This window comes from Psychrobacter frigidicola (genome assembly GCF_007997305.1).
Classification (GTDB): domain Bacteria; phylum Pseudomonadota; class Gammaproteobacteria; order Pseudomonadales; family Moraxellaceae; genus Psychrobacter; species Psychrobacter frigidicola.
In genome coordinates, this window is the sequence record NZ_VORZ01000001.1 from 1,105,947 (window position 1) to 1,128,605 (window position 22,659).

21 protein-coding genes are annotated in these 22,659 nt (G+C 41.5%); 9 read left to right on the forward strand and 12 right to left on the reverse strand.

What is annotated here, in order from left to right:
- The first annotated feature begins 346 nt into the window (after window positions 1–346).
- The 8 genes from ES754_RS04505 (at window position 347) to fdx (ending at window position 7,440) form a co-directional block, all read left to right on the forward strand.
- Window positions 347–991 carry a hypothetical protein gene (locus tag ES754_RS04505; protein WP_147222427.1) on the forward strand — a complete coding sequence of 215 codons (645 nt, stop codon included), beginning with the start codon at window positions 347–349 and terminating at the stop codon, window positions 989–991.
- A gap of 271 nt (window positions 992–1,262) precedes the next feature.
- On the forward strand, window positions 1,263–1,760 hold the full coding sequence (locus ES754_RS04510) for an Rrf2 family transcriptional regulator (RefSeq protein ID WP_147222429.1): 498 nt from the start codon (window positions 1,263–1,265) through the stop codon (window positions 1,758–1,760).
- Window positions 1,757–2,983, forward strand: coding sequence for an IscS subfamily cysteine desulfurase (locus ES754_RS04515; protein WP_147222431.1), 1,227 nt, complete (start codon window positions 1,757–1,759; stop codon window positions 2,981–2,983). The genes ES754_RS04510 and ES754_RS04515 overlap by 4 nt, the downstream gene beginning before the upstream one ends.
- Window positions 2,984–3,195: 212 nt before the next feature.
- Window positions 3,196–3,603 (forward strand): Fe-S cluster assembly scaffold IscU, encoded by a 408-nt coding sequence (gene iscU / locus ES754_RS04520; protein ID WP_147222433.1) that lies wholly within the window; start codon window positions 3,196–3,198, stop codon window positions 3,601–3,603.
- A 168-nt stretch (window positions 3,604–3,771) separates the two neighbouring features.
- A complete protein-coding gene (gene iscA / locus ES754_RS04525; protein ID WP_147222435.1) occupies window positions 3,772–4,092 on the forward strand; it encodes an iron-sulfur cluster assembly protein IscA in 321 nt (106 codons plus the stop codon).
- 160 nt (window positions 4,093–4,252) lie between these two features.
- A complete protein-coding gene (hscB, locus tag ES754_RS04530) occupies window positions 4,253–4,846 on the forward strand; it encodes a Fe-S protein assembly co-chaperone HscB (RefSeq protein WP_147222437.1) in 594 nt (197 codons plus the stop codon).
- A 258-nt stretch (window positions 4,847–5,104) separates the two neighbouring features.
- Window positions 5,105–7,006 (forward strand): Fe-S protein assembly chaperone HscA, encoded by a 1,902-nt coding sequence (hscA, locus tag ES754_RS04535; RefSeq protein WP_147222439.1) that lies wholly within the window; start codon window positions 5,105–5,107, stop codon window positions 7,004–7,006.
- A 95-nt stretch (window positions 7,007–7,101) separates the two neighbouring features.
- A complete protein-coding gene (gene fdx, locus ES754_RS04540) occupies window positions 7,102–7,440 on the forward strand; it encodes an ISC system 2Fe-2S type ferredoxin (protein WP_147222440.1) in 339 nt (112 codons plus the stop codon).
- Window positions 7,441–7,564: 124 nt separating this feature from the next.
- On the opposite strand, the gene ES754_RS04545 is transcribed toward fdx, so the two are convergent.
- The 5 genes from ES754_RS04545 to ES754_RS04565 form a co-directional block, all read right to left on the reverse strand.
- Complete coding sequence (locus tag ES754_RS04545) at window positions 7,565–8,986, reverse strand: adenylate/guanylate cyclase domain-containing protein (RefSeq protein WP_201538783.1); 1,422 nt, start codon at window positions 8,984–8,986, stop codon at window positions 7,565–7,567.
- A gap of 306 nt (window positions 8,987–9,292) precedes the next feature.
- Entirely contained in the window at window positions 9,293–9,724 is a 432-nt protein-coding gene (locus tag ES754_RS04550; protein ID WP_147222442.1) for an HIT domain-containing protein, read from the reverse strand.
- Between the two features lie 165 nt (window positions 9,725–9,889).
- Window positions 9,890–13,540: a transcription-repair coupling factor gene (gene mfd, locus ES754_RS04555; protein ID WP_147222444.1), complete on the reverse strand. Its 3,651-nt coding sequence runs from the start codon at window positions 13,538–13,540 to the stop codon at window positions 9,890–9,892.
- 249 nt (window positions 13,541–13,789) lie between these two features.
- Window positions 13,790–14,323 (reverse strand): ribonuclease E activity regulator RraA, encoded by a 534-nt coding sequence (gene rraA / locus ES754_RS04560; RefSeq protein ID WP_147222446.1) that lies wholly within the window; start codon window positions 14,321–14,323, stop codon window positions 13,790–13,792.
- Window positions 14,324–14,382: 59 nt separating this feature from the next.
- Window positions 14,383–15,081, reverse strand: a complete 699-nt coding sequence (locus ES754_RS04565; RefSeq protein WP_147222448.1) for an NAD-dependent epimerase/dehydratase family protein — start codon at window positions 15,079–15,081, stop codon at window positions 14,383–14,385.
- 414 nt (window positions 15,082–15,495) lie between these two features.
- Between ES754_RS04565 and rpsT the strand changes: the two genes are divergently transcribed.
- Complete coding sequence (gene rpsT / locus ES754_RS04570) at window positions 15,496–15,762, forward strand: 30S ribosomal protein S20 (protein WP_010200097.1); 267 nt, start codon at window positions 15,496–15,498, stop codon at window positions 15,760–15,762.
- A gap of 185 nt (window positions 15,763–15,947) precedes the next feature.
- Here rpsT and ES754_RS04575 read toward each other — a convergent pair whose 3' ends face one another.
- The 7 genes from ES754_RS04575 to cmk form a co-directional block, all read right to left on the reverse strand.
- Entirely contained in the window at window positions 15,948–16,784 is an 837-nt protein-coding gene (locus ES754_RS04575) for a histidine phosphatase family protein (RefSeq protein ID WP_147222450.1), read from the reverse strand.
- Window positions 16,785–16,905: 121 nt separating this feature from the next.
- Window positions 16,906–17,703, reverse strand: a complete 798-nt coding sequence (locus tag ES754_RS04580; RefSeq protein WP_147222452.1) for a metallophosphoesterase — start codon at window positions 17,701–17,703, stop codon at window positions 16,906–16,908.
- 176 nt (window positions 17,704–17,879) lie between these two features.
- A complete protein-coding gene (gene pyrF / locus ES754_RS04585; protein ID WP_420825326.1) occupies window positions 17,880–18,614 on the reverse strand; it encodes an orotidine-5'-phosphate decarboxylase in 735 nt (244 codons plus the stop codon).
- Window positions 18,615–18,696: 82 nt separating this feature from the next.
- Complete coding sequence (locus ES754_RS04590) at window positions 18,697–19,128, reverse strand: lipopolysaccharide assembly protein LapA domain-containing protein (protein ID WP_147222454.1); 432 nt, start codon at window positions 19,126–19,128, stop codon at window positions 18,697–18,699.
- A 100-nt stretch (window positions 19,129–19,228) separates the two neighbouring features.
- Window positions 19,229–19,534: an HU family DNA-binding protein gene (locus tag ES754_RS04595; RefSeq protein ID WP_147222456.1), complete on the reverse strand. Its 306-nt coding sequence runs from the start codon at window positions 19,532–19,534 to the stop codon at window positions 19,229–19,231.
- A 380-nt stretch (window positions 19,535–19,914) separates the two neighbouring features.
- The gene (gene rpsA / locus ES754_RS04600) at window positions 19,915–21,606 is read right to left on the reverse strand and encodes a 30S ribosomal protein S1 (RefSeq protein WP_170231088.1); all 1,692 of its coding nucleotides are present in this window, start codon (window positions 21,604–21,606) and stop codon (window positions 19,915–19,917) included.
- Between the two features lie 294 nt (window positions 21,607–21,900).
- A complete protein-coding gene (cmk, locus tag ES754_RS04605) occupies window positions 21,901–22,659 on the reverse strand; it encodes a (d)CMP kinase (RefSeq protein WP_147222459.1) in 759 nt (252 codons plus the stop codon).

The window sequence follows — 22,659 nt, forward strand, 5'->3', positions numbered from 1 at the left end:
TTACACTTTTACGTGGTCTATACTACGTATTTGACACTTAACATTACGCAAAACCCCTGCAACTCGCTTTTATTTTGGCATTTGCCTATTTTATTGAGATGTGGCTGCCAATATTATTAACTGTACTCAGTACGCATTTTTGTCAGCGCAACAATTTGCTAACTGACAGATGCAAGCGTTACTTTTTATGATAGGGGTATTATAGCTACTCTACACAATTGCTATACTCAAAACGGTAATAGTTATATCTAAAACCTTGTCACACTGACATTTTTCACTGCTAGGAATCATTTTTGAGTTCTTTTTCACTTAACTTACATCTGCCTAATAAAAACGGATTATCTACATGAAGCGTTCTACGTTGTCTCACTCTCTTCTCAATATCATTCTGGTGTTCATTGAGTCAGCATTAACGCTGCTGCTACGCCTAGACCCAGAGCTACGCAAAGCGGCTTATCCGCTTGCCAAACAAGGTACTGTCGTTTGCATAAGAATGTATATGCCGCATGTGCAAGTTTATGCAACTTTCAGTTATAAAGGGGTACTTTTAGACGCTAACTTACCTGCTGGTCGTAGTGAGCCTGATGTCATTATCAATGCTTATAGTATTCAGGTATTAAATGCCATTACTACTCATGACACTGAATCCACTGAGAAATTGCAAATGCGTGGAGATGTCATTCAAGTACAACTGGTTAAGCAGTTCATTATGCAAATGGGCATAGGTAGCTTAATCCAAAGCGTTGTTAAAAAGTTTAAAGGCGGGAAAAATAAGTCCAAATCTGATGAGACAGAAACAGAAGAAAAAAAGAACAATTACAAATTACGTATTACTGAGCAGCAAACACAGATTAACACCCTAACTATTAAGAACCGCGAGCTTGAAACGACTGTCAAAGAGTTACATAGTAAGCAAAAGGTGTTTATGATTACAGCTATCATTACGACTGTTATTGCAATTGGCGCTATCATTGCCTTGCTTATGAATTAATAGCTGTAATTTAATAGCTATAGACGCCTCAACTTTTAACACTAAGCAGCATTTATTTTTGACTTTAAATAGATTTGTTTTAACCTAACTTTGCGTGATTGTTTTTATCAATAATGGTATTCAAGTAGATTAACCATTTAACATCATTTCAATCTTGACTAATTTAGTCGGGATTGAGTATAATGACTTTATCACAGCACATACCAATTTAAATATTTACTGAATATTTTTCTTATTCTTGGTTTATCACTAATCAGTTTGGAGACATTTTATGCGCTTAACCACTCGAGGCAGATATGCAGTGACTGCATTGCTAGATTTAGCTTTGCAAACCAGCCAACACGACAGCGCCGTCTCTCTATCCGATATTGCTAAACGACAATCTATTTCAATATCTTATCTCGAGCAATTGTTCTCAAAACTGCGTAAGCGGGGGCTCGTAACCAGTATTCGTGGTGCAGCAGGTGGTTATCGTCTAGCAAAGCCACTGGATCAAATTGATGTGATGAGTATCATCTCAGCAGTTGATGAGTCGATTGAGGCTATGCAATGTGAAGGACGCGGTGACTGCCAAGGTGGCACAATGTGCCTAACACATGATTTATGGTGTGCGCTGTCCAATCATATCGAACAGTACTTGAAAAACATTACACTAGCACAATTATTAAATATGGAAAATGTGCAGTTCATATCAGAGCGCCAGCACCTTCCTTCAATAAAAGAAATCACTACTATTACTTTATCGACCAGCGAGGCAAACCCAGCATGAGTCAACATAACAACCTTATATACTTAGATTATGCCGCCACTACCCCAGTTGCCAAGTCGGTCGCTGCCAAGATGAGTGAATATTTGACAGTAGATGGCATCTTTGGTAACCCAGCATCACGCTCTCATGGCTACGGTTGGCAGGCTGAAGAAGCGGTTGAGACTGCACGCGAGCAAGTTGCTGATGTGATTAACGCCGATCCACGTGAAATTGTTTTTACGTCTGGTGCCACAGAGTCTGACAACTTAGCTATTAAAGGCGCAGCGCATTTTTACCAGACCCGTGGTAAACACATTATCACCAGTCAAATTGAACATAAAGCCGTACTTGATACTTGCCGCGAGCTTGAGCAAGAAGGCTTTGAGATTACCTATCTGCAGCCACAAGCTAGCACCGGTCTAATTTTACCAGAACAAGTAAAAGATGCCTTGCGTGAAGATACTATTTTAGTATCACTGATGGTCGTCAATAATGAGCTGGGTACTTTGACAGATATCGATGCTATTGGTGAGATTACTCGCACAGCTGGTGTTATATTCCACGTTGACGCGGCACAAGCAGTTGGTAAAATTGAGATTGACATCGAAAAGACTAAAGTTGATTTAATGAGTTTTTCAGGCCATAAAGCTTATGGTCCTAAAGGTATTGGTGCACTATTCGTACGCCGTAAGCCTCGTATCCGTCTAAAAGCCGAGCAACATGGCGGTGGACACGAGCGTGGTATGCGCTCAGGCACCTTACCGACTCATCAAATTGTTGGTCTAGGTGCTGCATTTAAGCTCGCAAATGACAGCTACGAGCAAGACAATGCCCATGCTGCAAAATTACGTCAAAAGCTATGGGACGGTCTGCAAGATATCGAAGAAATTTATCTAAACGGTGATCTTGAGCATAGTGTTCCTAATATCGTAAACATTAGCTTCAACTTCGTCGAAGGTGAGTCGCTAATGATGTCGCTAAAGGACTTAGCTGTATCATCAGGTTCAGCCTGTACGTCAGCCACTCTTGAGCCATCATATGTGCTACGCGCTATTGGTCGCCCAGATGAATTGGCACACAGCTCAATTCGCTTCAGCTTCGGTCGTTATACCACTGAAGAAGATATCAATACTGTCATCAAACAAATGCACGAAGCCGTTGACAAATTGCGCGCCCTATCGCCACTTTGGGATATGTATCAAGACGGCGTTGATTTAGATTCAGTAGAATGGGCTGAGCACTAAAACTTGAGTGCCAATATTTAGACTAACTAGTATTAAAGTTAAAAGCTATTTTGTTAAAGACTTAGTTCTAAAATAAAATAGCAAAAATTATAACCGCTTAAAGTACGATATAACAATTATATTATCAATCAGACAATTATACCTTAAGTGTTTGACCCCAATTATCGATGAGTATAGAACAAGCACTCATCATCCTAACTAGGAGAAGACTCATGGCCTATAGTGACCAAGTTATCGATCATTACGAAAACCCACGCAACGTTGGCAACCTTGATAAAAATGCCAAAAACGTTGGTACCGGTATGGTCGGTGCCCCAGCGTGTGGTGATGTGATGCGTTTGCAAATTCAAGTTGATGATAATGGTATCATTGAAGATGCACGCTTTAAAACTTACGGTTGTGGTTCAGCGATTGCTTCAAGCTCACTAGTAACTGAGTGGCTCAAAGGCAAAAGTTTGGATCAAGCTGGCGAAATTAAAAATAGTGATATTGCTGAGGAGCTTGCGTTACCTCCAGTAAAAGTACATTGCTCTGTATTGGCAGAAGACGCCATTAAAGCCGCTATTAGCGACTATCGTGGCAAGACCACCGCTGCAACTGCAGAAGTAGCAACCAGTTAAGTTGCTTAACACAGGCGTCGTTTTTTAAACAATACCAAGTGTTAAAAATGCTTAATACTATTTAGCAAAACGGAGGTGACAATAACGCTTATGCAATTGTCACCTTTTATTTTCCAGTTTTGCTAGTGCTTATATTTGACAGCTAATTAACAATCAATAGGAGTTGGCATGATTGAAATGACAGAACGCGCCGCTAAGCATGTCCGAGACTTTTTGGACAATCGTGGCAAAGGGGCAGGAATTCGTGTAGGTATACGGACAGCAGGCTGTTCAGGCTTAGCCTATGTTTTAGAGTTTGTCGATGTGCCTGATGAAAATGATACCCGCTACGACAGTCGTGACGTGAGTATCTTTATAGATCCTAAAAGCTTGGTTTATTTAGACGGCTTATTAATGGACTACGAAAAAGAAGGCTTAAACGAAGGCTTTAAGTTTACTAATCCAAACCAAAAAGGCGAATGTGGTTGCGGTGAATCTTTTACCGTATAAGTATTTTTACAACTCCAAAACCTTTGATAGTGACACTATTTCTTTATAAGTAAAGTAGGCTAGAACCGATTATACTCATAGCTTACCGATAACGTTGGCTTGTCAATCAACACTCTCAAACCATTAATAACAATAAAAATCAGAATGTAAGGCGTATGCTATGACAGATAATATGATTGATAGCACCCCAGAGGCGCAGTTTGACAACTTCTTTACTTTGTTTGAGCAACCTGTGCAATTCGAGCTGCTGCAAGACAGTCTCGATCAACGTCTGCGGGTTTTGCAAAAACGCTATCATCCTGATAATGTCGCAAAAAACCTTACTGATACTGCTAAAGCCCAACAGCATTCAGAACAAGCATCTGCCCTTATTAATCAGGGTTACCAGACTCTAAGCGCTCCCGATAGCCGTGCAAGCTACCTACTTGATATGGCAGGACAAGCACAAAATGTCGAACAATCAATCGCTGATTTAGACTTTTTAGAAGATGCAATGCAAATGCGCATTGACTTAGACGAAGCTATTAACGATAAAGAGCGTCCCACCCTACAGCAGATGCATCCAAAGATTATTGAGCGTCTAACCATTCAATCTACGCGCTTTATAACTGCCTATCAAAATAAAGAATGGGAAACCGCTATTGATGCGACGCAAAAACTAAAGTTCTTAGTCAAACTTGATGCTGACATTACTACTGGGCTTGATGATGTTGCGAATATTGAACAGTCCGATGATGATGACCTATATGTCTAGTGTCGGCTAGGTGTTAAGTTAAGCCAATACTAATAATTAGACTAATAATGAGGGTTAAAATGATAATCACAATATCGTATAATCTATCACTGTAGACGCAGATAATAAAAGCTTACTTATATCGCTATTAACTTATTATATTAATAAGTTAATAGCTTGGATGAGCTATTAACTTATTGGCTGTTGCGTTTATTAATATTTGTGCGTCCCTCTATCTTTGTTAAATACTTCTTATTCATTTTATCTCTGAGTTGTCCTATGTCTTTATTGCAAATTGCTGAACCCAATCAAAGTACCCAGCCTCACCAGCATCGTTTCGGTATTGGTATCGACCTCGGTACGACACGCTCGTTGGTAGCGGTAGTAAGGTCAGGCAAATCGCAGGTCTTAGAGGCAGACACAAATACAGATACTTTATTGCCATCAGTAGTCTATTATCCCAGCTCAGGCACGCCGCTTGTTGGTTCTGAAGCTTTAGCTCATTTATCTGATGACCCAAAAAATACCATTATCTCTGCCAAACGCTTTATGGGCCGCAGCCAAAGTGATATTAAATTCTCTCATCCTTATGAGTTAAGTGGTGAGGCTGATGCAATGCCCGCCTTTGTAACAGCGCAAGGTGACGTATCACCGGTTGAAGTATCAGCGCGTATTCTAGCGGCGCTCAAGCAGCGAGCAATAAGTGCTCTGCCTCAAGACAGCATTGAAGGTGCAGTCATTACCGTGCCGGCTTATTTTGATGAAGCACAACGTCAAGCGACCAAAGATGCTGCCGAAGCTGCTGGCATTAAGGTATTACGCTTACTTAATGAGCCAACTGCTGCCGCAGTCGCTTATGGTTTAGATAAATCTAATAAAGAAACCAGTCAGCAAAAAGATAGCGATCAAGCACAAAGCTATTATCTTATTTATGATTTGGGCGGCGGCACGTTTGATGTATCAATCTTAAAGCTCACCGATGGTGTGTTTGAAGTACTAGCAACGGGTGGTAACAGTGCGTTGGGCGGTGATGATATTGACCGATTACTAACCAATTGGCTGATAAAGCAGCTCGATATTGCACCATCTGACGTCAGTTTACATGACAAATCAGTATTGGCGCAGCAAGCCAAAAGCTACAAGCAAGCTCTAACGGATGTCGAACAGGTTAATATTGATATTGTTGTTAATGAGCAGTCTTTCCAAGGTCTATTAAGCCGCGAAGACTTGCTTAAAATCGCTGATCCAGTCAGTCGCCGCACGCTTAGTGTCTGCGAACAAGTATTACGTGACGCTAAATTAACGACCCAAGATTTGGATGAGGTTATCTTAGTCGGGGGTTCAACCAGAATGCCTGCTGTTCAGCAAGTAGTAACAGAATTTTTTGCCAAACAGCCTTTATGTAGCCTAAATCCTGATGAAGTAGTGGCCTTAGGTGCGGCGCAAACGGCACATCAATTGGTCAATGGTGATAGCAATAATAATCTGCTGTTGCTTGATGTAACACCGCTCTCACTTGGACTTGAAACCATGGGCGGCTTGGTTGAAGTACTCATTGCCCGTAACACCCCTATTCCAGTTAAAAAGCGCCAAGTATTTACCACTTATCAAGACGGTCAAACTGGTATGGTTATTCACGTGGTACAAGGTGAGCGTGAAACAGTGGATAACTGCCGCTCGCTAGGACGCTTTGAGCTGTATGGTATTCCGCCTATGAAAGCTGGGTTTGGCCGAATTGAAGTGACGTTTAGTATTGATGCCAATGGCCAACTGACGGTTAGTGCGCAAGAAACGACGACGGGTACTGAAAGTCAAATTGAGATTAAGCCTGCTTATGGGTTATCCGATGAACAAAAAGAGCAACTACTTATCGCGGGATTCCAGCACGCTGAAGAAGATAAGAATACCCGATCTTTGATTGAAACTAAAGTAGAGGTTGAGCGCGAATTACTCGCATTAAAGTCTGCCCTTGTTGATTTTTCAGCCTTATTGACCGCAGGTGAACAGCAGAGGTTAACTACAGAAATGGAGCAGATGCAAGTTGCTATAAGCTCTAATAACCTAACGGTTATTGACGCTCAGAAGGCCAAGCTCAAGCCATCTAGTGATGCCTTTGCTGCACGCATTATGGATCAAAGTGTCAAAACCAGTATGGCAGGCACTAGCGCTCAAGACTGGTAACCATTAAGAATAATAGCGTAACTGCTAAATAGAAGACCTCTTATATCTTTTAGATATTAAACTTTTTGAACTGATTAGCACTGGATGAATTCACCATGGCAAAGATTACTGTACTACCCCATCACGAAATCTGCCCTGAAGGCGCTGTAGTTGAGCTAGAAGCTGGTAGCAACTTATGTAAAGCCCTAGTAGAAAAAGGTATAAAAATTGAACATGCCTGCGAGATGTCAAAAGCCTGTACCACCTGTCATGTGGTGGTGCGTAAAGGCTTCAACGGTTTAGAGGAAATGGACGATATAGAAGCAGATTTACTAGATCGCGCTTGGGGCCTTGAGGTTGACTCACGGTTATCATGTCAAGTTATGGTAGCAGATGAAGATTTAACCATCGAGATACCTAAATACACTTTGAACCATGCGAAAGAAAATCATTAATAACGACTGTTTATAAACTCTTAACTATTGGTTTTCGACCTAATATCAAAAAGCCCCTCATTATTGTGACGGGCTTTTTTGTTTGTATATTTTACACTGACTTACTATAACTCAATACACCCCACTACAACTTATTATCGATGCTACTATTATTCTGCTGCACATTTGGCACCGTCTCAAGTTTCTCTTCTTTTTCAAGACGCTCAAGCGCAAAGTTCAAGCGACTTTTAATCTCTTGATAATCGTAGTTTTTCATATCTTTAAAGTTTAAATGCAGATTAAAGCCTGGCAAGGTATGATCAACCCATTTAGACAGCTGTCCCTTATTAGCATCAGGATCAAGTACTTGCCATGCAGTAATTTTATTCTCAAATCCTTTTAACGTAAAAGTACCAGCATACTCACATTCGTAATCATGAGAAATATAATCATAAGTCCTCTGACTGATGAGTATCTCACCTTTACCAGCAACGCCCTCAAGCCGAGCAGCTAAATTAGCCTCTTTGCCAATAAGCGTGTAGCTAAGACGATTATTGCTGCCAAAGTTACCGACATGACAGTAGCCCGTAGTAATACCGATACGCACATACAATCCTTCAAAGCCCATCAGTCGCCATTTTTGCCGTAGCGTACGCATTTCACGGCGCATATCAATCGCCATTGCCACGCAGTCAAGCGCATCTTGACGCATACCACGACTGTTAGGCTCGCCAAAAAAGCATACCATACCGTCACCAATAAACTTATCAAGTACCGCACCGTGTTTATTAGCAATCAAAGTCATATCGTGCATATAAGTATTGAGAATATCAGCAAGATTATCCGCGCTTAAGCTATCAGACAGCTCCGTAAAGCCAACAATGTCTGAGAACATAATAGTCAGCTTTGCACGCTTATTGGACACAATCACGGCACTATCTGTCTTTACAATCGGTTGCCAAACTTGCAGCGGCACAAAACGGGTTAATTTATTAATGACTGACACCATTGTATTTAGCCGTCCTGACGCTTGCTTAGTCGCTTTATCATAGCTGAGATACTGATGATACATATTCCAAAACTGCCACAGAACGGCCAAGATACTTGCCAGCATTATCGCCAGTGGTAAAAAGCCTTCATTACAGCTCATATTTGCGCCGTTTAAAGTGACACTGACAAAATAGAACATCGCCATAGTAACGACAGATACCATGACAAGCTTAATACGGTTTTCAGAAGCACTAACAATGATTCGAATGCCAATCAACAATGCCAAACTGAGTGCTATTACCGCACAAAACTGTAAAGCGCCAATAACGCTGGACAACAAAATCACTATGATATTTGATGTCCAGAAGCTTGGCTGCCGATAATAGTTATAACCTATAATCATCACACTTGGCAGACTAACGATAGCCCATAGCGCCATAGACGCTGGACTAAACTCAAAGTGCAAGACGACTAATGCAACAGCAGAAAGAATTACAAAGGCTTCAGGGTAATCGAAGCGACCGATGCCACCATCCTTTGATTTCGTTAAGGCTGTTAATTTGTGTAAAAAAGGCATTCTAGGCGTCCGCTTAGACAAGAGAGAAAAAAGAAGGTTGGCGCGATTGAGTACCGCACAGTAGTGATATATTAATGAGCATTCTTTGATAGTAACCCTGCAGTTACTTGAAGAGTACTGCGCTGAAAAATATTCTAAAAACTCAACACTTCAGAACTCAGAACATACACACTGATAACTAAAAAACACCACCTAGCGCTCATTTTTAATAATGACACAGTTAAGTGATGTTATATATTTAAAAAGTAGAGATAGCTGAATACCCAGCTATAGTTGCTTATAATTAGTACGGACAGTTGCTCTCAACTACATCTGCCAATCAAAGGGCATTTGATGATGACCGCGTAATGCCATCATTAGCGTTTGCTGCATTTGTGCCAATATTTCTTGGCTATAAGGCAAAGCTGGGACACCCCATACTGGATTTGGCCACTGCATATCATTTTGATAGCGGACAATATGATGGAAATGTAGCTGTGATACTTGGTTGCCCAGCGCGGCAACGTTCATTTTATCCGCCTGAAAAGTCTTAGCAAGTTGGCTTGATAACCAGCTTGATTCCCGTAAGAACTGCGCTTGATCAGACTCAGATAGCTCATATAACTCTTTAATACCGGAGACGCGCGGCACTAAAATCAACCAAGGAAACTGACAATCATTAATGAGGCGGCAGGTTGATAATGGAAAATCACCCACCAAAAAACTATCAGCGGCAAGCTTAGGATGCAATTGGAACATAATGACGGTTTCTCTTGTTATAGGGCTTTAATAAAGTTAAGTCAGACGTATATAAAATAGATGCTGGCGTTATTTTATCAGGTATCCACATGATAAAATAGCGCCATCTCTTTTTAGGTAATGGATAGATATGGCGAGCTATTTGAACAGTTAAACCACGATGAGCTATGCTGCCTCTATAATCAGATGCTGACTAAAATAGCGTAACAGCTCTTGCACGGCAGTGACTCGTTGCTGGGCAGTCATCAGCTTATCAGCGTCGCTATAGCGAATGCCAGACGCACCGTTCATACGATAACGCTGACCATCTGATTGAATCAATTTAATAATCGCTAAAGCATCAACGGGCGTATCAGGGGCAAACTCTAACGTCATGCTGCTGGTACCGGCATCGATTTTATTAATCTTCAAAGGTTCAGCTTGTAGACGTAGCTCATGAACGGCAAACAGCTGCTTGGTTTGAGCAGGCAGTATCCCAAAGCGATCTATCATCTCAGTACGGATATCAATCAGCATCTCTCGATCGTTAGCATTACCGATACGCTTATAAAATAATAAGCGCTGATGAACGTCATGCACATACTCTTCAGGAATAAGCGCCGAGCTATGTAAGTTGATCTCACTCGTGAGTGATAGTGGCGTGTTAAGATCAGGCTCTTTACCGGCTTTAATTGCCTTGGTAGCGCGCTCTAGCAGATCCATATATAAGCTAAAGCCAATCGCTTGCATATTACCACTTTGCTGCTTACCCAATAACTCGCCAGCACCGCGAATCTCTAAATCTTCACTGGCCAGCATAAAGCCCGCACCTAAAGTATTAGCGCGCTCAATGGCATGTAGACGGCGCTTTGCATCACCTTTTAAACCTTTAATCGATGGTACTAGCAAGTAGCAATAAGCTTGATGATGACTGCGCCCTACCCGACCACGCAGCTGATGTAATTGCGCCAATCCAAACTTATCTGCACGCTCAATAATAATAGTATTGGCATTAGGTACATCAATACCAGTTTCAATAATGGTCGAACAAATCAGCACGTTGAATTTTTTATGATAATACTGCTGCATCACTTGTTCAAGCTGGCGCTCCTGCATCTGTCCATGTGCCACCCCAACTCGTGCTTCGGGCACTAGTTCGCGGATAGTTTCCGCCATACGCTCAATACTGGCAACATCATTATGTAGCAGATACACTTGCCCACCGCGTAATAATTCACGCAAAATAGCTTCTTTCATCAAGGCATCTGTTTTTTGCATCACGAAAGTTTTAATTGATAGACGACGAGCTGGCGGGGTTGCGATAATAGACATATCGCGCATACCCGATAATGCCATATTAAGGGTGCGCGGAATAGGCGTCGCCGTCATTGACATGCTATCGACATCAGTCTGAATGGCTTTGATGCGCTCTTTATGACGAACGCCAAAACGGTGCTCTTCATCGACAATCATCAAGCCTAAATTGGCAAACTTAACATCCGGTTGTAGCAGTTTATGAGTGCCGATAACAATATCAACTTTGCCGTCTGCAAGATCAGTCAACACCATTTGCTGATGCTTTTTACCGCCAAAGCGCGATAAGGTTTCAACCCGTATCGGCCAATCTGCAAAACGGTCTAAGAAATTATCTTCATGCTGTCCTGCCAGCAAAGTGGTCGGCACTAAGATGGCGACTTGATAGCCCGCATTTACCGCAATAAAGGCGGCGCGCATCGCAACTTCAGTCTTACCAAAACCCACATCACCGCAAATCAGGCGATCCATCGGCTGATTTTGCTTCATATCATGCATCACGGCATGAATAGCATTGGCCTGATCTGGCGTTTCCTCAAATTCAAACTGACTGGCAAACAGCTCATATTGAGGGATATCAATTTTGAAATGGATACCCACTTTTGCAGCGCGTCGTGCTTGGATATTAAGCAGCTCAGCAGCAACGTCATGGATTTGTTCCATAGCTTTTTGTTTGGCTTTGTCCCACTTACCGCTACCGATTTTATGTAGCGGTGCCAATGCCGGATCGCCGCCACTATAGCGGCTAATCATTTGCAGATTAGCAACGGGCACATAAATACTGGCATCATCGGCATATTTGAGATGAATAAATTCCTGCTCACCATCACCCACATCTAAGATAATTAACCCATTATAGCGACCAATACCATGCTCAATATGGACGACTGGACTGCCCTCGGTAATCTCAGTAACACTCTTAACTAGAAACTCTTCTGAGACCCCACTCTGCCGCCGCCGGCGCGTTTGTAGCACTTGCCGACCAAACAGCTGAGTCTCACTAATCATCACCAAACGTTCAGGGATATAAACCCCGCGCTCGATAGCAGCGACAGTCAGCCCGACATGCGGACGACCATTCTGCGTAACGCTACTCTTATCTGCTGCCAGAAACTCTTTGAAGCTGGCATAAGCCTTAATATCAATCTTGCCTTTGAACAGCTCAATTAAAATCTCACGCCGACCAGCGGTTTCAGCGACGATCAATACTGGCGTGCCCGTTTGCGCTTGCAGTAGTAAAAACTCCAATAGCTCTGCTAATGGCTCCGCTTTTTGATGGTTAACCGACAGCTGCGGTGGCACTTGCGCACTTAAAGTCACTAAACCTTGCGTCTGACTGGTTGCTAAGGCCATCTCATTACGATCACTTAAAATGACTCTCGGATAGTTATTTAGATGCTCGTTTAAAGTATTGGATAATAAGTACAACAATTCAGGCGCGACGATAGGCTTATCAACATCGTGTCGGCGCTCTTCATAACGGCGCTGAATTTGTGACCAATAATCAGCTTGGCGCTCGCTAATCAGCTCATCAGTGATGAATAATGCATCACTAGGAAAATAAGCAAACAGACTACTGTCCTGCACCCAAGCCTCTGAGTCAAAAAATAGCGGCTGATAATATTCAAGACCGCTACTGGCAATCCCAGCCATAACATCTTTATACAACTCAAATTTACGGCTACTGGTATGTGGGAACATAGCAGCAAAGTTCATCCTAAAAGTCTCTTTGCCTTCTTCTAATGGGAACTCTTTGGCAGGTAATATCTGAAACTGTTGAATAGGCTTAGAGATATCTGGCAGCTTATGTAGTAGCGATAACGGCTCTTTGCCCATGCTAGTGTCATTGCCTGACAGCATGTTTTTAAGGTCGTCTTCGGTCAACGTACGCTGAGTCTGCGGGTGAAAAAAGCGGATGGTCTCAATTTCATCATCGAATAAGTCTAAACGCAGTGGAAACGGCTGTCCCACCGCAAAAATGTCTACAATACTACCGCGTACCGCAAACTCACCCGGCTCAAATACATTGTCAACAGCACGATAACCAGCCTTTGCCAATAGCTCACGCTGAGTGTTGATATCAAACCTATCCCCGACACTTAAATCAAAGTGCTGACCTATCAGCCAACTGGGCGGCGCAACGCGGTGCATCAAGGCTTGAACTGAAATTAGCAAGACACCTGAAGTTGGCATATCAGTGAGCAAGTTAATGCGCTCACTAACAATATCCTGATGCGGCGATAGCTCATCATAAGTTAACGTTTCCCAATCAGGAAACACATAAGCATCGACCCCGCAGAATGCCAATTCGGTTTCCATTTGATTGAGCTGGTTTTGATCGTGCGCAACGACAACTTTTAGCCGATTGGCCACATCCCAAATGGGTGCATTGACTAAACTTGCCAGCCATAAACTGCTTACAGCGCCATGCACAGGCGCAAGCCAACGTCGCTGCGTGTCTTGAATAGGAAATAGCTGCTGATTAATAGGGGCAAAGGCGTCAGTTAAAGCAGAGATAGGCATAGAAGATAGAGTCAAGGTTAAGAGTCAGAGGGCTATTATACGAACATTTTGAGCATTGACCAAAATTTATGCCGTAACGGTTTGTGACCGCTTTATTCAACGACATACTTCTGTTGAAAAGTAAAAAACCAAAGTGCTGATCATCTCATGAAATATAAAAACCCCAGCTTATACACTGAGGTTGATTATATTTTTTATAAAGATAACTTTTATATTCAGCAACAATCATCCGGCTTATTAAGCGTTCTACTATATAAGAAGCTTATCGCTTGCAATCATACCGTTATTATCGGCATAAATAAACATACCTGAGTTCAAGGTCAAATCACCAAAGCTAATCTCAATGTCAGTTTGGCCTTCATCGCGGCGATTAGATTTGCGCGGGATACAGCCAAGAGCCATGACGCCAAGCTCCATCTGCGCCATATCATCAACGTCACGGACGCAACCATAAATCACTACACCAGCCCAGTTGTTATCAATAGCTGCCTCTGCAATCATATCACCGAGCAGCGCACAACGCATCGAGCCGCCACCATCAACGACCAATACCTTACCGTTGCCCTCTTTATCTTTGCCATCACTATTTAACAGCTCTTTAACGCGGCTATTGTCTTCAAAACATTTTACGGTCACTATTTCACCGAAAAACCTGTCTTTGCCGCCAAAGCTATAGAATGACTTGCCTTCAATATTTGGCAGACAAACTTGTGACTCAGGATTGGCATCTAATAAATCACAGGTAACAAAGTTCTCTTTATTTATCGTAGTCGCTTCTGACATGGTGACGCTCCTTATTTATTATTAATAATAATTCGGTTTATTTATCGAAAATAATCTTACTATTTCGCGCGCGTCATCGCAAGCATCTGCTTATTTTCAATAACAGTCGTTTTAGCAGGCATAGGCTCAGAATGATATTTGCGGCGCTCATAGCCATCTTGAGCGGCCATCGCCATGGCAATTGCCACACGCTTAGCAGAAATAGGATGCAGCGGTAGCGACTCTGAAACTAAGGGAGATATGAGCTGAAAAGCTTTTTGGCTGATGCTCTCAAGCGGACGACCTTTATGCTTGCCTAATAGCAATGACGGGCGAAAAATAACTAACTGTACAAAATCCAGTAACTTAATAGACTGTTCAGTCTCTGCCTTTACGCGGTTATACAAGAATCTACTGTCGATATCTGCGTTCATAGACGATAATAAAAAGAAGTTCTCGACGCCTTTATCTCGGCATAGCGTTGCAAAAGTAACATTATAGTCATGATCTACTTTGCGAAAAGCTTCATCGCTACCAGCCTGCTTTTTAGTCGTGCCAAGGCAACTAAAAGCGTCCGTTGACCGATCAGCGCCCACACTAGCAAACACTTCTGTTAAATTCTCAAAATCGTTCACTTGATAAAAGCGCATACTGGCATTAATATAGCGCGGCGGACGCCGAGCAATCACAATTAAAGTATCATAAAGTGCACTTAGCTGCTTGATAAGATGTTGCCCTACCAATCCTGTTGCGCCAATTACAATTGCTTTTTGCTGCATATTCCATCCATATTTTCGTAGTCATAGAATGTCATAAAAATAACCAAGCGTCTTCGTATAAGTTATTTTATATTTGATATCATATATAAGGTACGCTATAACTAAAGCTATTATTCATAATATATTGTAAGATATCTTATCAGATTGCCCATCTTTACTGTCATAAGCTTAACTTCTTTGAGCATCGGTCATCAAATATATTGTCCTTAGTGCAATAATTTGCTAAGATATCCGGCTTTACACGTCGAAGCTGTTTAATTATTCCAAACAGTGTTGGCGCAAGCGATGACTTATTTATATCGGGCATCGATATCATATTTGACGAGACGGCTGCTCGTCACCGATGATTGTACAATCCATTATTTATTGCAATCAACTTTCTATTTTTACCTGTCTTTCATAAAGGAGATACGCGTGGCTAATACTGCACAAGCTCGTAAACGCGCCCGTCAAAACACCAAACGTCGTCAAAACTCTGCATCACAACGCTCAATGGTTCGCACTTATTTGAAACGTGTTGATGCGGCAATCGCTGCTAAAGATTATGATGCGGCAACTGAAGCTTATAAAAAAGCGGTACCAGTTCTTGACCGTATGGCTGACAAAGGTATTATTCATAAGAATAAAGCAGCTCGTCGTAAGAGCCGCCTGAACAAAACGATCAAAGGCTTACAAGCTTAAGATTTGTTTAGTTTAGACCATACGCATAAAAAAACCTTGTCCTAGCGGCAAGGTTTTTTTATATCTGTCTATAACTTTAAGAAATAGTTAAAATAATCATCAAAAATATAACTCTAAAAATACTAGCAACGTCATTGTATTAAGACAAGGGAGCTATACATTAAGTAAGCGATACGTGAAGTAAACTAATTCCACTTTACCTCTGGTGGTAGCAGTAGTTTACTAGAATGAAATCCTGCGGCAAAATAACCTTCTAACAAGGTACTGACCGGACGAATATAAACTTCACCCCGCCAGACAAAATAGGCATTGGTTTCCCTAAAAGGTTTATCATCAAACCATAAGAACACCCCTTCCATCATCTTTGGCCAATCGTTCCAATCAATCTCCGCCACATCAAGCATCACTGCTAAAAAGGCAGACAATAACGTGTCATGACTGACTGCCAGCATTAATTGCCCTTGCTGCGGTTGATGCTGATAAAATAATGATAAAATATCAAGCCCGCCCTGATAGGCATTTTTTGTACCCTCAAGACTACCCTGCAAAAAGCGATTGATGAAGTTAAGGACTCCAATCTCTTTAAATACCGCATTAGCAATGTCAGGCTCAGTAACCAAGCTCCCAGGCTCAACCAATAAAGATTGATGGACAATATGGCGTTGTAGACCCGCACCTTCTTGCATCAGCTGTGCGGTATCAATACAGCGACCAATCGGGCTTGAGATGCTGTCAACATCGAGAGAATACGGTAGATTACCTGATAGCCAATGCCCCCAAGACTTGGCCAATACGCGGCCTTTGGGTGTCAGTGGCAGCTGATAGCTGGCAAAACCGTTACCATCTGAGCGCTCACGCAGTGAATGCCGAGTAAATAATATTAGACGCTTATCTGTAGGCAATAGGCTGACTGAAGATACCATACTATCCGGTAAATGCGCAGGCGCGGGCACGCTTGGATTATGTGCTCTTATTGGTTTGGCTTTCGGATTGGGACCAAAAGAATCAGGATGTTTACTCATGGTAGCTAGCGTAGCAGATTTCTTGTTCAGAATGAACAAAATATGAATTTAGTATTAATAAAATCATTGATGGCAGATTTTTGTGTTATAAAAACTAGCTAGTCCATAGAATTCAACAACCTTAACCAATATCAACAACTTTATCCCACGCAAATTCTATTGCGGTACTACTTACTTCGTTCGGATAGGCACGCGGATTAACAACCACTCGAGTTTTATCGATTCGATAATCAAAAGCCTCATGCGTATGTCCATGTACCCACAGCATTGGTGCCCAGGGTTTATGCATCCATGCTGAAAAGTCGCTGACAAAGGCCGCATTACTTGGCAAGCTGGCATATTTCTCAGAGACTGATAATGGACTGATACTATGATGGCACATCACCACCGTTTTTTTACCTAGCTCCTTTGATTTTATCAAAGCCTGTTGTAACCATTGACGCTGCTCGTTATGTAAACGTATTGACACCTCAGGTGAGAACAAGTCACGACCTGCGTAAATTTGCTTATAGTCACGCATAAAGCGCTTAGCAATCGCCATCGTGTTTTCATCCGCTTGATACTGATAATCAGTCCATAACGTACAACCAAGTATGCGTACTTCCCCAATATCAATGTGCTGACATTGAAGGACACGTACGCCTGTATTCGCTGTTGCACTATAGTTGTCCCACATCGCCAGCTTCTTATCAAAATGCAGTACATCTTCACTAAAATATTCATGGTTTCCAGCGACAGTAATCACTGGGACTTGTAAACGTTCAGCTTGTTCTTGTAGCCATGGCATCCCACTATCGCTGTTTGCGGTGTCCCCTGCTACCAAAACCACATCCGCATCCGTTTTAGGAATATGACCCATCGAATATGACTGTCTAACATAGCTGTCGATATGTAGATCACTTACAATTTGTAATTTCATACGATCCAATATTAATAATAATAAAATATAAATTAGTCAGTTAGTTTAGCATTTATATAGCCGATATTAAAAAGTAAAAAAGACAACCGCTACGTTGTCTTTTTTACTTCATATTTGAGAATGACGGTTTGCTTATAATAGCTTATCTTTAACAGACACTTCTAAAAAACAGCTTCTTATAAAATACTTTGTAATATTTTCTTTAATTTAGCGGCTGGGTCATCTGCTTCAGTAATTGAGCGTCCAATAACTAAGTAATCAGCCCCATCATTTAAGGCCTGCTTAGGCGTGCAGATACGATGCTGATCATCAGGGTTGTCTTCTGGCAAACGGATACCTGGTGTTATCAATTTAAAGTCAGTACCACAGAGTGCTTTCAGTATTTTTGCTTCTTGTGCTGAGCATACCACCCCATCAAGACCGGCTTGTTGAGTCAGCTTTGCTAAGCGGCTAACTTGAGTATTTAAATTACCAGTAACACCAATCTGTGGCAATATATCACTACTCATAGAGGTTAATACCGTGACGGCAATCAGCAATGTATCATAATTACCATCAACTAAACGCTGCTTTGCCAATGACATCGCATCATAGCCAGCGCTGGCATGAACGTTAACCATCCAAACACCCAAGTCAGCCGCAGCCAATACCGCTTGCGCAGTCGTATTAGGAATATCATGAAATTTCAAATCTAAAAATACTTCAAACTGGCGTTGTTGTAATGCTTGCACAATTGCAGGTCCAGAACGCGTAAACAGCTCTTTTCCCACTTTTAACCGGCATAGGGCTGGGTCTAGTTTATCTGCTAGTGCTAACGCCGCATCCATCGTTGGAGTGTCTAAAGCCACGATAACTGGAGACATTACTGGGTTAGGGATAACTGTATTAGTGATGGATGTATTGTTAGTCATGGACCTACCATTTTATAGCAAAATTTAATGTTGAATTCATCAAACAATTATAAGCTGACAGCACTATTGCATTTGCTTATCTTTAGTCACGCTTACGTTTCGTTAGTACTGCAGAGTCAGTAGGATAAACGTTATTTGAGCGATTATTTAAACGCGAGTTATCATCTTCTATACGCACAGTAGTCGCGCCATAAACAGCATCTTCTACGGTAGGCGCATTGGCTTGACGGTCGATAACAGTATTCGCCTGAGTAACTTGCTCTTGTAAATTATTATTAAGCTTTTGTAAGCGCGATATCTCCCACTTATTTTGTAAGACGCGGAACATCAATAGAGCAAGTAGCATACCAATGACGATGCCTAGTATAAGACAAAGTATCAACAGTAGCCCTAAATTCATAGCAGGGGCCTGTGAAAATAGTAAATTCACCCCTACTTCGGTATTATTTGCTAATACCAAGCCAAGCGCATATGCAAAGCTTAAAAATAATAATACAAACAGTAAAAGACGCATAATCTATATACCTTGTTTGAAATAGCAATAACTTATTATGGATAGGACGTAGCTGAAAATGTAGCTGTCGTGAGTTAGTATCCTAGTTGCTTATAACGCTTTATGTCAAGGTTACTTTATCATTTACAGCTTCACGCAGTGCTTTACCCGGCTTAAAGTGGGGAATAGCTTTAGCAGGAACTAGTACATTCTCGCCTGTTTTAGGGTTGCGTCCTGTGCGAGCAAGACGATGATGTAAACAAAAACTACCAAAACCGCGAACTTCTACTCGTCCATCATTTGCCAAAGTTTCTATCATTAGGTTTATAATCTCGCGCACAGCGTCATCAATAACCATATCAGTTATAGTGTCACAATTAGCACTCAAATTATTAATAAAATCAGACTTATTGATAGCTTGTTGCATTATTTTGCTTGCCTCTTTGATTAATGGTTATTATAAATTGGGGGGTAAAGCTCATAGTAAGTAGTGTATATCTAGAATTTATCAAACAACAGCAATCAATCTGATTGATCATCCTAGTTAACGTATCTTAATACTAATAAATAAAAGTTTGCAGCGTTTCAAACACTTAGCTGTATTTTACATTTTGTTACTCAACCTTGCAAATGATAGTCGCAACTAAAACGCCTCGTAGTGAAGTTTTAGTTACATTAATGAAAAGCTTAGTCTAATATTATCAATTTTTTATGAAAATAAAATCCAGACACAAAAAAGCGACCGAAGTCGCTTTTTCATTGTATTGCTATGTACTAAAAATACTATTAGTTATTAATAAAATAAGCTTATTGCATTTGCTCTTTAATTAAGTCACCAATAGTTTTTGGTTGTGCATCAGATGATGCGGCTTGCGGAGCAGAGCTGCTACCCAAGTCTTTAATCGCTTGACGTTCTTCAGCTTCGTCTTTAGCTTTGATTGACAAGCTAATGTTACGTGTTTTGCGATCAACACTGATGATTTTAGCTTCAACGTCATCACCAACAGTCAGATGCTTAGTGGCATCTTCAACGCGATCACGCTGAATTTCAGAGGCGCGTAGGTATGCCTCAACTTCATCAGCAAGTTCAATCGTTGCACCTTTGGCGTCAACTTCTTTCACTTTACCATTAACGATAGCACCGCGGTCATTATTGACTAGGTATTCGTTGAATGGATCTGATGTTAATTGTTTCACGCCTAAGCTAATACGATTTGCTTCTGAATCTACAGACAATACCATAGCTTCTACGGTGTCACCTTTATTGTAGTTACGGATAGCATCTTCGCCAGTTTCGTTCCATGAAATATCAGATAAATGCACTAAACCATCAATACCACCATCTAAACCGATAAAGATACCGAAGTCAGTGATTGATTTAATCGTACCAGTGATTTTATCACCGCGCTCATGTTTCTTATCAAACTCGTCCCATGGATTGGCTAGAGTCTGTTTGATACCTAAGCTGATACGACGACGTTCTTCGTCAATATCAAGAATCATCACATCAATATCGTCACCAACTTGTACTACTTTTGATGGATGAATATTTTTGTTGGTGTGATCCATTTCTGACACGTGTACTAGACCTTCGACACCTTCAGAGATTTCAGCAAAACAACCATAATCTGTTAGATTGGTTACGCGAGCTTTAACCACACTACCCACTGGGTAAGTTCCGCCAACGTTATCCCAAGGATCAGTACCTAATTGTTTTAGACCTAGACTAACGCGGTTGCGTTCACGATCAAACTTAAGTACTTTGACTTTAAGGTCTTGACCCACTTCAACCACTTCAGATGGGTGCTTGATGCGGCGCCATGCCATATCAGTGATGTGCAACAGACCATCGATACCGCCAAGATCAACGAATGCACCATAATCAGTAAGGTTCTTAACGATACCTTCGATCTCGATACCTTCTTCGAGCTTGTTCAATAGCTCTTCGCGCTCAGCTGAGTTTTCAGCTTCCATAACCGCGCGGCGACTGACCACAACGTTGTTACGTTTTTGATCAAGCTTGATGACTTTAAACTCTAGCTCTTTACCTTCTAGGTGCGTCGTATCACGGATAGGACGAACATCTACCAGTGAACCCGGTAGGAAAGCGCGCACAGTACCAATGTCTACCGTGAAGCCACCTTTTACTTTGCTAGAAATAATGCCTTTTACAATCTCATTGTTGTCATAGATTTTTTCAAGGATATTCCATGTTTCGACGCGTTTGGCTTTTTCGCGTGACAGTAAGGTTTGACCCATACCGTTATCAACCGCTTCAACCACAACGTCTACAGTATCGCCAACTTCAACTTCAAGTTCACCTTCTTCGCTTAAAAACTCTTCACGAGCGACAATACCTTCAGATTTTAGACCAGTATCAACAGTAATCCAGTCATTATCGATGGCCACAACAGTACCGTTGATTACCGAGCCACGCTCGATATCCAGACCTGTTTCTTCGATGCTCGCTTCAAATAGTTCAGCAAATGATTCCATTATGTCTACCTTTGTATAGCCGCATCCTGTCCAGCACAGTACGGATCAAATTTATGAAGATATAAAACGAGATACTGGTTTTATATCTTATATCCTCATATATAAAAAACATTTGTTGCTAATGAGCAGACTCTTTATTGATACTCGCTAGCAACACGTGTCTTCATTATAATTATAGTATGTATTTTCATAAGCACAAACAATAATAATAAGTGTGATTTTATAATAAGAACAAATGAAATAGATTTTTTGTATTCTCCACTTCTGATCTATCAATACTGTTTTTTTACATGAACATTAAAAGCAAATGCCTTGTGTTTGACATTGCTCTTTTATCCGTTGATAAACGGTATCAGCGTCAAGACTTGAGCTGTCAATAAGTAAGGCGTCTTCCGCAGGTTTTGAAGGTGCTATAGCACGATTCTCATCACGTTCATCACGGGCTTTAATGGTTGTTAAAATTGCATCAAAATCAGCTGTTTGTCCAGCATTCACAAGCTGAGTGACTCGGCGCTCTGCACGAGCTTCAGCACTTGCAGTCAAAAATATTTTAACGTCAGCATAAGGAAATACCACTGTTCCCATATCACGACCATCCGCAACTAGCCCTGAGCGCATTGCCATATCTTGCTGTAATTTTAGCAAAGCCTGACGTACTTGTGGAAATACTGCTATTCGTGATGCATATCCGCCTACGGTTTCATTGCGGACTTGCTCACCCACCCTAAGACCATTAACGATAATATCAACGCGTCCTGAAACGTTATTAGGCTCAAAAGCAATCTGCAAACTCTTTGTCAATTCTAATAACACTGTTTCATCAATCAGCTGTTGTATATCCACACTAAGCAATCCAGCCTCAAAAGCTTTCAAACCAACTATGCGATACAGCGCGCCAGAGTCTAATAACTGATACCCTAGTGTTTGCGCTAAACGCCATGCCACGGTGCCTTTACCTGCCCCGCTCGGTCCATCAATACATATCACAGGATAGCGCAAATACTGCGTTCCATCATCAATAATTGTGTATTTGGGTAACGAGGTAACAACAGTCAT